The organism is Bacteroides sp. NGMCC 1.200775 (assembly GCF_040798045.1).
In the GTDB taxonomy this organism is placed as follows: Bacteria; Bacteroidota; Bacteroidia; order Bacteroidales; family Bacteroidaceae; genus Bacteroides; species Bacteroides hominis.
The window spans coordinates 623,220-637,468 of record NZ_JASCQK010000002.1 but is presented as its reverse complement, the minus strand read 5'-3'; the positions used below and the strand labels follow the sequence as shown (position 1 = coordinate 637,468).

The following is a 14,249-nucleotide window of genomic DNA, read 5'->3' as shown; positions in this document are numbered from 1 at the left end:
GGCTTAAAATTTACTCTGTGCCTTCTGTGGTGAGTTTCGACACACCCTTCTCAATGCTTTGCTCCAAATCTTGTAGCCTTCCTCCGTCAGATGGAGTCCGTCCGTAGTCAGTTCTTTCCGCATCACATTGCTACCTTTCTCCGTAAATAGAGGGAAAAGGTTGATAAAAGGTATTTTCCTGTCTTTGGCAAGTGCTTCCAACTTACTGTTGATTTCGGGTATCAGGTCGGTTTTACCGGTCATTGTTTTGTATCGTCCGAACGATTCGTTAATGGGTAAAAGGCTCTGCAGATAGAGTTCGGTGGATGGTGATCCGGTTCGTATTTTGTCTATGACCAGAGTAACCAGTTCTACCACACTATCGGCACTCAGGTTGTGTGACACATCGTTTATTCCTGCCATCAGGAAAATCTTCCGGGGAGTGCCGGGCAATATCTGGAAAAGACGTTGGTAAATTCCCATTGCTTCGTCACCGATGATTCCGCGGTTTCTTATATTCTTTTTATTCAGGCGTATGCTCCAGTCTCCGCCGTTTTCGGTGAGGCTGTTGCCCACCATTACGATATCCTTCGGCCCGATGGGAGCATCTGCTTCAAATTCCAGGAAACGTTTGTAATAATGATCCGTATATACTTGTGCGGGCGGGCAGATAGAAGCGGCTACTGCATTGGCAACCAGCGAACGGAGGCGGACTACACTGTGTCCGTCTTCCGGATGCACGGCGTTGATGAGCAGGATGACGGCCGTGTCGTTATCTGGGTCAATCAGGATGGAAGTACCCGTATATCCTGTGTGCCCGAAGGTGTTCGGGCCGAAGAGGTCGCCATGATTTGAGGCATAGGCTGAGAAGACATCCCATCCCGGAGTGCGTCCCAGTCCGGCTACTTCGCGGGGAACGGTACGCATGGTTTTTACCCCCAGTGGGCTGAGAATACGGCGACCATTATATTCGCCCCCATTCAGCAAGGCAGCTGCGAGAACGGCAATATCATTGGCGTCCGAGAAGACCCCTGCATTGCCGGAGATTCCTCCGTTCAGGATGCGCGCCAACGGATCGTGCACCTGTCCGCAGAGTACACTTCCGTCTTTTTGCTTCTCGGTAGGTGCAATCAAATCCATCCAGGGGTAATCTACGGTATTTATCCACTTTCCGTCTTTCTGCTGTACGGTGGGCAGATAATCGGTGTGCTGCATGCCCAGGACATTGAAGATATTCTCTTTGGCAAAGTCCCGCAGGTTTTGTCCGGTAATGACTTCGATGACATGTTGCAAGGTGATATAGTTGAGGCAACTATACTGAAAATTCGTTTGAGGCTTGAAGTCACGTTTGCAAGTGGAAATATACTTCATGAGCCCTTCCGGATTGGGTGAACCGTACTCTTTCTGTAACTCGGCTACCGGTGCGTAAGGTGGAAGGCCCGAAGTGTGAGTCATAAGGTCTACAATGCGGATGTCCTGTTTCTCTCCGTTCTCTCCCTGCCATTCCCGGAAGTCAGGCAGGTAGAGGTTGACGCGATCGAGTAGGCGCAGTTGTCCGCGTTCAATCAGAATCATGGCAGAAACAGCAGTCGACATCGGCTTGCTGCAAGAAGCCATATCGAAGACGGTATTTATCTCCATCGGTTCTATATTGGGATAGATCCGCCGGTTACCATAAGCTTTGAGATAGGCCATTTTGCCATGACGGACCACGGCGAGTACGGCCCCCGGTATTTCTTTGTTAAGGATCGCCTTCTGAATAGCCTCGTCGGCATGCAACAGACGGTGAGAATCCATGCCTACTTGCTCGGGGGCAACGCGTGGCAGAGGTTGTGCGACAGCTTGCAGGCTGCAGAACAGAAGCGCCAAAGCGGTGAGCAGAGATTTCGTCCCTTTTCTTTCCTGCAGGGAGATGGGGGAGAAGTGAACTTTGTTTTTCGTATTCATGGTATTGTAAGTTTAGGAGGGTTCGGTTTTGTTATCCGGCTTTATATGCATCTACCGCTTTTTTCACGGAACCGTGCATCAGCAACAGTGCTTTAGCCTTGTCATATTCTAACCCGAGTTCTTCGACAATCATGCGTGTGCCGCGGTCCACCAACTTCTGGTTGCTAAGCTGCATATTGACCATCTTGTTGCCTTTCACGCGTCCCAGTTGAATCATAACCGAGGTTGTGATCATGTTCAGAATCATCTTCTGTCCTGTTCCTGATTTCATGCGCGAACTGCCTGTTACATATTCGGGGCCTACAATCATTTCGATGGGTACATCGGCTTCTGCGGCCATCGGCGAGTTCGGGTTGCTGGTGATGCAACCGGTGAGGATGCCGTGCTCGCGTGCCGCATGCATGGCTCCGATCACATAGGGAGTCGTACCTGAGGCTGCAATACCGATGACGGTATCTTTACTGTTGATGTTATGTTCCGTCAGTTCTTCCCACCCCCGGGTGGTATTGTCTTCGGCATTTTCTACCGGATTACGCAAGGCGGTATCTCCGCCTGCAATCAGCCCGATGATCAATGTGGGAGGCATCCCGAAAGTGGGAGGGATCTCTGAAGCATCGAGAACCCCGAGGCGTCCGCTGGTTCCGGCCCCCATGTAGAAGATGCGTCCCCCCTGTTTCATGCGGGGGACAATCTGTGTGACTAACTTTTCAATTTGAGGAATAGCTTTCTGTACGGCAAGAGCCACCTTTTGGTCTTCGGTATTGATATCTTCCAGTATTTCGCGGACCGACTTCTTCTCAAGATCACTGTAGAGCGAGGGTTGCTCGGAAATCTTGACGAAGGATGTTTTATCTGATTTTTCTATATTACTATTCATGTTTTTGTTCTATAATTCGTATACGTTACTCGTGAAATTTAATCAGTCCTTCCATCGGACTCTTGATAATCGTTCCCAGGTGAATCTCCATTGCCTTACACGCCTCCGACAGTAATTCTTTGTAGTAGAACGCTACTGAACCGATGAAATGGACCCGGGCATGCTGGTAGTCGTATTGCATTACATTGCGTTTCAGGAACTTCTTAAAGCTGTTCAGAACCAGTTCGCGTATGGCCGGTTCATCGAGGTGTTCGACCAGGAATGGAGAGAAACTTGCCAGGAAACGATTTGGAAACGGTTGGCGATATACCCGGTCGATAATTTCGGCAGGCGTCAGGTTGTATTGTTCCAGGAACTTTTCTTTAAGTCCCGGAGTCATTTGATTCTTAAGGATATCGCCTACCAGCAGCTTACCCAAAACCGCCCCACTGCCTTCGTCACCCAGAATAAATCCTAATGGCGATACATTGCTGACTATGTTTTTACCGTCATAATAACAAGAGTTCGATCCTGTGCCCATGATGCAGGCGATGCCCGGTTGATGGCCACACAGTCCCCTGGCGGCAGCAAGCATGTCCGTACTGATCTCAATCTCTCCGCTTACTTGCAGATGCGCAGCTATGGCTTTGCGCACCGTTTCTATTTTGTCGGGGAAAGCGCAACCGGCTCCATAGAAGTGAACAGTCTCGAACTTGTTTGTCTTTAATTGAGGAATCAGGGCGGTTGCTATTTCATTACTGATTTCCTCTTCAGACTGAAAGAAAGGGTTAGTGCCTTTCGTAAAAATCTGCTGGACTAACTGTCCATGCTCTACTACACACCAATCGGTCTTAGTAGAACCACTGTCTGCTATTAGTATCATATCTTTATATATATTTTTTTCTTATACAGGATGTATCCGATACACCAGTTCAGCCCTACGAATAAGATGGCGAATGCTAAAGAACCGGGATAATCGCCGAGCAGGGGTTGGAGGATGATCTTATACACAAATCCGTGAAGGCTGATGGTATGACCGTCATAAGGTATCAGTATGTTGCCCAACAGAATAGAGAGAACGGCTCCGGTCACATAGATGAATAGTGGGTTGACTCCGAACGATTCGAAGAACCGGCTCCATCGTGTATAACCTTTCACGTCGATAATCCATACGAGGAGTGCCAGGAAACTGGATGCCAGTCCGCAAGTGACAATCGCGAATGTCGGTGACCAGATCTTCTTGCTGATTGGACAGCCGTAGCTGAGCAGGAAACCCGCAAAGGTGAGGATAGTGCCAACCAGGAACAGGCGTTCTATTTTTTCATTGATGTCTTTTACTTCCATCAGCAGTTTGCCTACGCAGAAGCCTATCAGCACATGGGCTATCGAAGGTATGGTGCTTAATACACCTTCCGGATCGATGCCGTTGTCTTTGTACATATGTGCCTCGCCCAATACGGCACGGTCCACCACCGCCAGGATGTTGGTACTGTTGTATTCAAATCCGTTTCCGGTGATCAGGATGATGAAGTAACCGATTAGCAAGGCGGCTATCAGGTATGGGATGTATTTATGCTTCATGATTAAAGCGATGATAGCCGTTGCGCCGTAGCAGAGGGCCAATCGCTGCATGACACCCAGGATGCGAATGTGACTGAAAGTCCAGACTGATTCCCCCAGACGGGAGAAGAATGGAATATCTTCGCCGGATAGTGAATTCCAAGTGTGGCAAAACATGGAGAACCATGCGATTCCCAAACCGATGGCAAAGATCACAATGGTTCTTTTAAGTATTTTCAAGGCTGCAGAATGACTGAATTCGAAGTTATACTTTCTTAATGATATATAGGTGGAAATGCCCATGATGAACATGAAGAAAGGAAAGACCAGGTCGGTCGGAGTCAGACCGATCCATGCCGCATGTCCGAGGGGAGCATATACGTAGCTCCAGCTGCCGGGATTGTTGACCATAATCATTCCTGCGATAGTGATACCCCGCAACACATCGAGGGCAAGTAGACGTTTGTTGGCTGTTTGATTCATTGCATTCTTATTTAAGTGTTAAGTTATTCTTTTGTTTCACGTGGACGAGTGCACTGATCCACCAGATAGGCAATCGATACATAGGGGATGCCGGTGTTAGTGGCTAAACCGATTTCACAGGTGCGGCTGTTTGAATAGCCGATACTGATTCCTGCTTTCTCCAGTTGCGGACGCAGTTTGCGTAAAGCATAAGTGTTGAGTTCCGGCCGGGTGAATCCTTTATCTCCGGCAAAGCCGCAACAACCCACCTCTTCCGGAACAAGCACTTGCGTTGAACATAGTCCGGCCAGTGAAATCAGTGTATTCGACAATCCCATTTTACGCATGGAACATGTGATGTGTACGGCTACGGGACGGTTTGTGGGAGTGAATTCCAGTTTATCCCGCAGGAACGTATAGATAAATTCAGCCGGTTCGTATAGCTTCATCTTTTGGATAGTGGCACGCATACGGTGCAGACAAGGGCTCTGGTCGCAAAGTACCGGATACCGTCCCTGTTCGCTGGCCTCCCATAAGGCGGCTTCCAGTTCAGCCGATTTGCTGTCGGCTATATCCAGCATACCTTTGCTTTCCCAAATGGTTCCGCAACAGAGTTTCTCCATCTTGGGCGGGAAGATGACTTCGTATCCCGCTTTCTGAAGCAGAGAGAGCATTTTGTTAACCAAAGGTTGCTCTACGGGAGAATTTTTTGCCAATCCCATAGTTTGGTTGATGCAACTGGGGAAGTAGACCACCTTGTTCTTTGCATCCGGTGCCTTGTTGTTGTCCTTCTTGTGTATCTTATAGCTCATAGGCATGGCCGGTGTCCATTGCGGAAGTCCCCATACGTTGTGCATCTTTCGAGTAATGGAAGTCATCCTGGAAGTTCCCAGCAGGCTGTGTGTCGTATTGGCAAGTGACAGTACCGGTCGCAGGGCATTTTTTATTCCTGCGAAATGATTGGCGGCAAATTTTCCCGCCTTATAACCGGTGCTGTTGGACGGTAGCTCTGCCTGACGCAGGAGGTGGGTCAGGTCACCGGTATTGATACCCATCGGACAAGACGTGGCACACAGGCCGTCACCGGCACAGGTCTGATTACCCGGATACCGGTATAACTTGGACAGTGTTTCCAGTAACTGCGGATTTTCCCCGCTTTTTTTCAGGCGTGAGATTTCCCTCTGTATGACAATGCGCTGGCGTGAGGAGAGCGTGAATCCGCACGAGAGACAGTTCACTTCGCAGAATCCGCATTCGATACACCGGTCTATCTGGCGTGTCACTTCGGAGCCTTCTCCTATTGCCAATGGTGAGAGAGGCTTGAAATGTTTGATATGGCATTGAGGGTCGTCGTTGAAGATAACACCCGGATTAAATAATCCTTTGGGGTCAAAGAGTTGTTTTACCGCCTTCATGATAGCGAAAGCTTCTTCTCCCCATTCCTGCTTTACGAACGGAGCCATGTTTCGTCCTGTGCCGTGTTCTGCCTTTAATGAGCCGTCATATTTGTCCACTACCAGTTCTTTTATGTCGTTCATCAGGGCTTCATACCGTTTTATTTCAACTTCATTACTGAATGACTGGTTGATAATGAAGTGGTAATTGCCTTCTAACGCATGACCGTAAATGCAGGCGTCATCGTATCCGTGCCGGGCAATGAGCTGTTGCAGTTCGGCTGTCGCCTCGGGGAGGTCTTCAATGTGGAAGGCCACATCCTCAATCAGACAGGTTGTTCCCGGAGGACGGGTTCCTCCTACAGAGGGGAAAATGCCCGAACGGATTGCCCAATATTTGGAATATTCCTCGGGACGGTCGGTAAAGTGGACCGGGATGTAGGTTTTAAATGCCTTTAATGTATCTTCGATGACAGTGATGTTGTGGTTGAGCTCTTCCTGTGTGCGTGCTTTGGTTTCGGTCAATACGGCTGTTAGCCCTTTTCCCGTCGGATCATTCACAGAAGCCAGGGATTTCCAGTCGAGCAGTTCCGCACCTTTTACAATCCACTCCCCATCTGTGTTGACGAGTTTTTTCATGGCTACCACTGCACGGCATGCTTCTTTGATGTCGCTGAAATAGAGCATGGCGCTTGCCTTGTGCGGATAGTCGTATTCCGTTTTCATAGTCACACCGGAAAGGAAAGCTAATGTGCCCTCCGAGCCTACCATCAGGTGGGCAATAATATCGAACGGATCATCGTATACGAGGAAGGGAAGAATATTCAACCCTGTTACGTTCTTGATTGAATATTTATAACGGATACGTGCACTCAGTTCTTTGTTGCTACGTACCTGGTCACGTAGCTCGCAGATGCGGCGGAGGAAATCGGGATGATCTTCTTCAAAGTTTTCTCGGGATTCCTGGCTGGCGGTATTAAGATAATATCCGTCAGGGAGTATGATACGTACCGACAGCAGCATCTTATCACTGTTGGCATGTGTCCCGCAGTTCATGCCCGAAGCATTGTTCATTACGATTCCACCTACCATGGCGCTTTTTATGGAAGCCGGATCGGGAGCAAATTTACGTCCGTAAGGTGCGAGGATCTCGTTTACCCGTTGTCCGATGATACCGGGCTCCAGGTAAATCTGTTCGTGATCGGGTGAGAGTTCGTAGTGATCCCAGCCTTTGCCGGCTATAATCAAAACAGAGTCACTGATGGACTGTCCCGAAAGACTGGTTCCGGCAGCGCGGAAAGTTACCGGTATATTATATCTGTCGGCCAGATAGATCATTTCGAATACTTCATCGTCGTCGATCGAGTTAACTACAATTAGAGGAATCAGTCGGTAGAAACCCGCATCTGTCCCCCATGCCAGGCGATGGAGCTCGTCGGTAAATATTCTATCCTGTGGGATAAATCGGCTGATGTCTCGCAGGAATTCGTCATAGTTTCTTTCCGTTTTCATTGTTTCTTTGTTTGTCGGGCACTCCTCGGTCCCAGTTTTTATTTATACAAATAATACTTCTTCGACAGCCGGCGGAAGTCGTCAACGTCTTTGTACCAATAATCGCGGACGTCTTCCCAGCGGTTGCGCTGACTGAAACGTTCGCGTACTTCTTTGGAGCCGCTGACGAGATCGAACATACGGAAACGTCCTTTATCGGCATGGTCGAATACGGCCCGGCCCGGATAGAGTACAGCTATCTCCTGCATCACGTAAAACTGTATCTCGCTTAGTGCAGCTTTATTAAAGTCCACAATATGTACTTGTACGCCTTGCAGATGTTCCCCTTTGCCTACCGAATAGAAGGGTTTGAGGTGCATCGGACGGAATATCACTCCCGGCAGGTTCAGACGGTTCAGGTTATCAGCCAATCTGTCTGCCTCTATCCAAGGAGCGGCAAACATTTGGAACGGAATGGTATAACCCACACCAATCGACATATAGCCCAGTTCGCCGAGTATCCCCGAAACGGGATAGAAGAAAGCGGAATGCGGATGCGGGATGTGTGGGGACGAAGGAATCCATTGGAGTCCTGTCTGTACATAATCCATTTTTCGCTTCCACCCCTTCATTTTCACAACATGCAGGTTGCATGGCCTGCCCAACATTTGTTCTCCATTGAGCATCAGTGCAAGCTCGCCACAAGTAAGTCCGTAAAGGTACGGAATTTTAAATTGGCTGACAAAAGATATGTATCCATCTTCTACGAGATTCCCTTCTATTTTTAATCCGCCTATCGGATTGGGGCGGTCAAGGACAATAAACTCTTTACCATTTTCGGCGGCAGCTTCCATAGCCACTCCCATGGTGCTGATATAGGTGAACGAGCGGCAGCCGATGTCCTGTATGTCATATACCAATACATCAATGTCTTTTAGCATTTCAGGGCTCGGTTTACGCGTTTTGCCATAGAGTGAATAAACGGGTAGTCCGGTAGTGGGGTCGTTCGTGTTATCCACTTTGTCGCCGGCATGCACATCACCCCGTACACCATGCTCCGGTCCGTACAGAGCCACTAAGTTGACATTGGGCGCTTCATGAAGAATGTCGATAGTGGACCGCAACTGATTGTCTACACCGGTCGGGTTGGTGATCAGTCCTACACGTTTTCCTTCAAGACATTTGAAGTTTTGTTCTTTTAGGACTTCAATACCTGTTTTGATACGGATTCCCGGAGGTTTTACACCTGGTTCCATCCCTTGGGAAAGGGGAGTATTGGAAACAAGGATAAAAAGAATGAGCAAAAGTCTCAATATACTTCTTTTATGTGTCATAATCTTATCTTTTTTTAGTTATCCTACCAATGCCTGGAGTAACTTTATTTCTTCTCCTCGGCAATATTCTCTTTTTTCTTCCCATAATCGGGGTCTATCTTGATGAAGGCACATACGGCAATTGTGGCGGCACAACAAGCCATTACCCAGATAAAGAAGTTTTCGTATCCGATCAGTTCCTGTAACCAGCCGGCGGCCATGCCCGGCAGCATCATGCCTAATGCCATGAAAGCAGTGCAGATGGCATAGTGCGCCGTCTTATGTTCTCCGTCAGAGTAGTAAATCAAGTAAAGCATATAGGCTGTGAATCCGAACCCGTAACCAAACTGTTCGATAAATACGCACAGGTTGATGATCACAAAGTTCTGTGGCTGGAAGTAACCCAGATATACAAAGGTGAGGCAGGTCAGCGACAGGCTCCATGCCATTGGCCACAACCATTTTTGCAGTCCTCCTTTGGCTGCACAAATACCGCCGACGATGCCTCCTAATGTCAGTCCGATGATGCCGATGGTTCCGTAAACCAATCCTACTTCGGCGGTAGTCAGTCCTAATCCGCCTTTCTCGACAGGATCGAGCAGGAATGGGTTGATGAGCTTCACTAACTGTGCTTCAGGGAAGCGATAGAATAGCATAAAGAGGATGGCTACTCCAGCCTGTTTTTTGCGGAAAAAAGAGGCAAAGGTTTCTATGAATCCATTGAAAATGGCGCTTGCGCTGTTCTCACCTACTACTGCTTTGTCACTGTCAGGTTTCGGTAATACGCATTTGTGGTAGAGGCAAAAAGCAAGGAACAGTCCTGCAAGGATAAAGAAGGTGATGCTCCATCCGTATTTAATACTGCCTGTCCATATTTCCAGGCCGCCGGCAAGCATCACCAACAAACCTTGTCCGGCAATTGTGGCAATGCGATAGAAAGTACTGCGTATCCCTACATAAAGTGCCTGGTCTTGTACGTTCAGTGCCAGCATATAAAATCCGTCGGCAGCAATGTCATGCGTAGCCGAACTGAAGGCCACCAGCCAGAAGATGGCAAGGGTGGTCTGGAAAAAATTTGGCATGGGTATGGTGAAAGCGATTCCTGCCAGTCCGGCACCAACCAGCAACTGCATGCTGATTACCCACCAGCGCTTGGTTTTCAATAAGTCGACAAACGGGCTCCAAAAGGGTTTGATGACCCAGGGCAGATAGAGCCAGGAGGTGTAGAGTGCAATATCCGTGTTGGAGATACCCAGATTCTTGTACATAATTACCGAAATAGTCATTACGGCTACATAAGGTAATCCTTGTGCAAAGTACAGGGTCGGAATCCATGCCCATGGTGATATGGTCTTGTTTTTCATGATAAGAGTGTGTGTTTAATAAAGTTTATCTATCGTTGCACCGATGTAGTAATGCAATAAAATAGTATCGTATGGGTAACCTTGTTCGCCCATGACGGCTGCTCCTATTTGGCAAAGTCCTACTCCGTGCCCCCATCCGGCACCGGTGAGGATAAACCGTCCCGGTACGTCATCCACGATATCTGCCTTGTCGATGACGAAAGCGGAACTGTAAAGGTGAGATGTAGAGAGTGTACGGCGTATTTCCAGTTCCTTACCGATAGTCATGGTCCGTTTGCTCCCTCTGATTTTTAACTTGACAAGCCGTCCGGAGGTTCCCCGTTCCACCGGAATCAGGTCGAGTATCTGTCCATAATCAATGCCCGAACGTTTCAGGATAAGCTCGGAAAGTTCGTCTTGTTTATACTCTATTTTCCAACGATAGAAGTCGGTGGTTTCCTGATCGTAGTTATTTAAAACCTGAGACAATATTTTCTTGTCTTTTGTGTTACAGAAAGCTTCGGGGGAGGTTCGAATCCATTGGTCGGCTTCGGACTCTACCCGTAGATCGGGCAGTCCGGATCCTGTTTTGCTGTCTCTTTGCTTGGAAAGATACGGATGCTTGATACCTTCCCAACAATATTGGAACTCTTCGAAAGCACCGCCGCAACATTTTGAGAAACGGGCGTCACAAATGTTTCCTTCCCACATAAGTATTTGTCCGCGGGTGGCAGCGATGGCTTGCCTCACCATTTCGGTTGAGGCACGGGTGATGCCTTGGTAGCGCTGGCAATGGTCGTCGGCGCAAACGTCGAAGTGGGTGTGATCTTCACGGTCGTACCATCTGATAAGCTCCTGGTCGGTCTGTGTGAAAGCTGAATAGAGGCTTTGAGATGCCGTAATTGCTTTGTTCTTATGAATTTGGGCCAATAACCAGCTTCTTGAGATCACTGCATGGGCCTTCAGCAGTTCGAGGCTTGCCGTTGCACTCATCTCCGATGAGATGACACTGGTCAGGTAGTCTTCCACATGAATTACATTGATCCCTGTCAGCTTTTCGTTCTCGACAATGATTTTCAATGCTCCCATAAAGCGTTGGTCTTCTTTCCGTTCCCAATGGAAGTTAATGCCGATGGTGACATTCAGTAATTCGAAAGCATCACTTTCTTCGTGCATGGGTTCAAACAGCAATTCGTCATAAAGGTGTCCTTGCCAGCGGATTTGTCCGTCAACATAGGTCACGACCTGTCTGCCGGCAATCTCTTTTCCTTTGATATGGTAAGAGTTCAGCAGTATGAATTCGATTTGAGGTTCGGACAAAATGCCGACCTGTACTTTAGGTTCTTTCATGATCGTTGTTTTATGCGTTCTATCAATGCACGGAAGTCTGCCGGTTTCAAGCATACCTCACTGAGAATGTCGGCAATATCATTTGCTGTGATTTTCTCAAAGTCCTTCTCCAATGGGGTGATGAAAACGCCACCCATATCTACTGACGCCGGGCTGATCAGTATATTGGTATCCCCTTGGGCCATATAACATGCAGGGCGGTGTCTGGCGCGGGGAAAGATACAGACAATCTGTTTGCCTCGTTCTTTCCATGCCAATACATTCATCATCGGCTCCTCTTCGCCGGATTTGAGATTCATGGCTCCGTATACGGCGTTGAACAGTGTGACGGCTGCCTCTTTACTTTCCGATTCAATTAAGAGTGTTGTACGGGGAGAGTCGTCCAGTGCCCATAGAGTGGCAGCTTCATTGGTAATTATTTTCTCTGCCCTTTTCTCCTTCCATTCTTGTTCGATGGGAAGGAAGCCTTTGCTACCGGCCTGAAAATGCATATGGTCGGGGGCTGATGCGCCACATTGGGGGCCGTTGTAGAAGACAATATAATCTTCCGCACAATCAGCCAGATCGAGCATATCAGCAAAACGGTACAAGATGCGCTGATCGACGTGCTGTAGTTCGGGAACTGTCAGGTGCCTGGGGAATATGGGAAACGGATTGACCAATATCTGATAATGGTCTCCAAAAGGAATCCCCTTTTGCATTGGCGGAAGATGGTCCGGACACAGGAAACACTTACGTTCCTGAATCGACTTGCTGTCTACTTTGGCTGCCGATGAAACAATGCGTGCCGGGTTGAACTGCACTTTGTAAAGACAGCCATTCACTTCTACCTCTTTTACACGTACACGCTTCAACGCATCGTAATTCTTTTGCGCCATTTCCCACGAGGTGAGCTGCTCATTCAGCAGGTTCTGTAATTCCTTGTTCATCTTTGTTTTTTGTTTAATGCGATCCGTGCCTGCAATTCCCAGGTACGGATGCGATCTTTGTAAAGGTTGTGTCCATTCATCTTCACAATGTCGAGTGAGGCGTCCGAGTTATCGTCCCATCGGCGGCAGAGGTAGACAACTTCGTATATACGGCCGATCTGGTAGCGGCGTGAGAAATTCAGTCCCAATGCGTAATCTTCACCATAGCTGGTATTGGGCACTTTCACTTCGCGGAGCATCGGTGTATAGAATGCACGGGGAGCACCCAGACCATTAATACGGAGCGCATTGTTGCGTCCGTTTTCCGGGGTCCACTCTTTATGGTCAATGACGCCCGGCGGAATCATGTTCATATCGAAGTCTGTCATCATGTAGGTGCCTACTACCATGGCACAGTTCTGTTCGTAGAAGGCATTGACCATCAGTTGCAGCGCTCTCTCGTGAGCATATACATCGTCACTGTCCAGTTGCACGGCAAACTTGCCGCACAGGGGATGGTACACGCCCAGGTTCCAGCAACCGCCGATACCCAGGTCGTTACGCTCGGGAATGAGGTGAATCAGGCGGTCATCCTCTTTATATTCGTCGATGGCTTCGGTAGTGCCGTCGGTAGAATGATTGTCGATAACGATCAGATTGAACTTGAATTCTGTTTTTTGGCTGAGCACCGAACGGATGGCATCGCGTATGGTGCGGATGCGGTTACGTACCGGGATTATCACGGAAGCTTCGTATTCAAAGTTATCGGCACTGAACTCTATCTTTTCAAACTCCGGTTTCAGATAACCGCCTATCTCTTTCAGGTGTTCGGTGCAAGTTGCTTCCATTTCGATCTGCCGTTCACGATTCTTCGGGTCTACATAATCGAATATCTTTTCACCACTCTTGCGGGTATCATTCTCTATTTCCGAGTAGAGATATTCGTTGATGTGTACCAGCGGATATTTCTGCGATAGTTTGAGGCGCAGGTCATAGAGACCGGCGAAGTCGTAACTGGTTTTCATCCTCTTGACAGTCTCTTTCAGGGCTGAGGCCTTGAATAGGAGTACAGAGCCGAAGTCAAAATCGTCACGGAGGCTTCCGAACTGATAGTCGATGACAGGGGCATTGCTCTGCTTACCTTCCGTCACCTGATAGTGGTCGGCATATACCATGCCGGCTCCCGAGTCTTTGGCGATATGAATCATCCGTTCGAGTGCGAACATGCCCAACTCGAGTGTGGTATGTTTGGTATAGAGTAATGCATAGTCTGCATCGGAACGCTCAGCAATGGCGTACATGGCAGCACTGTCAGTGAGTTTGTCCACATAGAGCAGTTCGCATCCCGGCAGTGGATCGATGTCGGGAGAGGTGGCGAGGAGGTAGATTTTCTTCACTAAATCTGTAGCCTGTAATCCTTGAACTGTTTTTTCTGCTTGTGCCACTCCCGCATAGGGGATGAAGCAATTGATTGTTGATTCCATAAGCGATTGACGGCCTCTCCCACAATCTCTCCTACATTGGAGGGGAGGAGGGATACTGCCGATTATTATTGTTATTATTTCATTTTTTTCTCTCTTTATTGTCTTCCGGCCTGTCACTAAGGCAGGTAGTCTCTTTTTTATTCATCCGATAGATGCATAATT

General features: G+C 48.3%; 10 protein-coding genes. All 10 read right to left on the bottom strand.

Annotated elements, in window-relative coordinates; translation table 11 throughout:
- Positions 1 to 3: 3 nt before the first annotated feature.
- From QK890_RS09035 to QK890_RS08990, 10 genes are read right to left on the bottom strand one after another with little or no spacing between them, the layout of a single operon-like run.
- Positions 4 to 1,926, bottom strand: coding sequence for a serine hydrolase (locus QK890_RS09035; RefSeq protein ID WP_032540339.1), 1,923 nt, complete (start codon positions 1,924 to 1,926; stop codon positions 4 to 6).
- Positions 1,927 to 1,957: 31 nt separating this feature from the next.
- Positions 1,958 to 2,803 carry an N-acetylmuramic acid 6-phosphate etherase gene (gene murQ / locus QK890_RS09030; protein WP_005811927.1) on the bottom strand — a complete coding sequence of 282 codons (846 nt, stop codon included), beginning with the start codon at positions 2,801 to 2,803 and terminating at the stop codon, positions 1,958 to 1,960.
- 25 nt (positions 2,804 to 2,828) lie between these two features.
- Positions 2,829 to 3,665 (bottom strand): BadF/BadG/BcrA/BcrD ATPase family protein, encoded by an 837-nt coding sequence (locus tag QK890_RS09025; RefSeq protein WP_005811925.1) that lies wholly within the window; start codon positions 3,663 to 3,665, stop codon positions 2,829 to 2,831.
- A complete protein-coding gene (locus QK890_RS09020; RefSeq protein WP_032540334.1) occupies positions 3,662 to 4,825 on the bottom strand; it encodes an acyltransferase family protein in 1,164 nt (387 codons plus the stop codon). Before QK890_RS09020 ends, QK890_RS09025 begins: the two co-directional genes overlap by 4 nt.
- A gap of 23 nt (positions 4,826 to 4,848) precedes the next feature.
- Positions 4,849 to 7,710 carry an FAD-binding and (Fe-S)-binding domain-containing protein gene (locus tag QK890_RS09015; RefSeq protein ID WP_122330739.1) on the bottom strand — a complete coding sequence of 954 codons (2,862 nt, stop codon included), beginning with the start codon at positions 7,708 to 7,710 and terminating at the stop codon, positions 4,849 to 4,851.
- A gap of 38 nt (positions 7,711 to 7,748) precedes the next feature.
- A complete protein-coding gene (locus tag QK890_RS09010; RefSeq protein ID WP_032540332.1) occupies positions 7,749 to 9,023 on the bottom strand; it encodes an exo-beta-N-acetylmuramidase NamZ domain-containing protein in 1,275 nt (424 codons plus the stop codon).
- A 44-nt stretch (positions 9,024 to 9,067) separates the two neighbouring features.
- Positions 9,068 to 10,366, bottom strand: coding sequence for an MFS transporter (locus tag QK890_RS09005; RefSeq protein WP_005779073.1), 1,299 nt, complete (start codon positions 10,364 to 10,366; stop codon positions 9,068 to 9,070).
- A gap of 15 nt (positions 10,367 to 10,381) precedes the next feature.
- Complete coding sequence (locus QK890_RS09000; RefSeq protein ID WP_122142933.1) at positions 10,382 to 11,695, bottom strand: SpoIID/LytB domain-containing protein; 1,314 nt, start codon at positions 11,693 to 11,695, stop codon at positions 10,382 to 10,384.
- The gene (locus QK890_RS08995) at positions 11,692 to 12,624 is read right to left on the bottom strand and encodes a DUF4922 domain-containing protein (RefSeq protein ID WP_250712237.1); all 933 of its coding nucleotides are present in this window, start codon (positions 12,622 to 12,624) and stop codon (positions 11,692 to 11,694) included. Before QK890_RS08995 ends, QK890_RS09000 begins: the two co-directional genes overlap by 4 nt.
- Positions 12,621 to 14,087: a glycosyltransferase family A protein gene (locus QK890_RS08990; protein WP_005811909.1), complete on the bottom strand. Its 1,467-nt coding sequence runs from the start codon at positions 14,085 to 14,087 to the stop codon at positions 12,621 to 12,623. Before QK890_RS08990 ends, QK890_RS08995 begins: the two co-directional genes overlap by 4 nt.
- Positions 14,088 to 14,249 lie beyond the last annotated feature (162 nt).

Coding starts and splice junctions, on each gene's coding strand:
- QK890_RS09035 (WP_032540339.1), bottom strand. CDS start 1,926: ATGAATACGAAAAACAAAGTTCACTTCTCCCCCATCTCCCTGCAGGAA.
- murQ (WP_005811927.1), bottom strand. CDS start 2,803: ATGAATAGTAATATAGAAAAATCAGATAAAACATCCTTCGTCAAGATT.
- QK890_RS09025 (WP_005811925.1), bottom strand. CDS start 3,665: ATGATACTAATAGCAGACAGTGGTTCTACTAAGACCGATTGGTGTGTA.
- QK890_RS09020 (WP_032540334.1), bottom strand. CDS start 4,825: ATGAATCAAACAGCCAACAAACGTCTACTTGCCCTCGATGTGTTGCGG.
- QK890_RS09015 (WP_122330739.1), bottom strand. CDS start 7,710: ATGAAAACGGAAAGAAACTATGACGAATTCCTGCGAGACATCAGCCGA.
- QK890_RS09010 (WP_032540332.1), bottom strand. CDS start 9,023: ATGACACATAAAAGAAGTATATTGAGACTTTTGCTCATTCTTTTTATC.
- QK890_RS09005 (WP_005779073.1), bottom strand. CDS start 10,366: ATGAAAAACAAGACCATATCACCATGGGCATGGATTCCGACCCTGTAC.
- QK890_RS09000 (WP_122142933.1), bottom strand. CDS start 11,695: ATGAAAGAACCTAAAGTACAGGTCGGCATTTTGTCCGAACCTCAAATC.
- QK890_RS08995 (WP_250712237.1), bottom strand. CDS start 12,624: ATGAACAAGGAATTACAGAACCTGCTGAATGAGCAGCTCACCTCGTGG.
- QK890_RS08990 (WP_005811909.1), bottom strand. CDS start 14,087: ATGGAATCAACAATCAATTGCTTCATCCCCTATGCGGGAGTGGCACAA.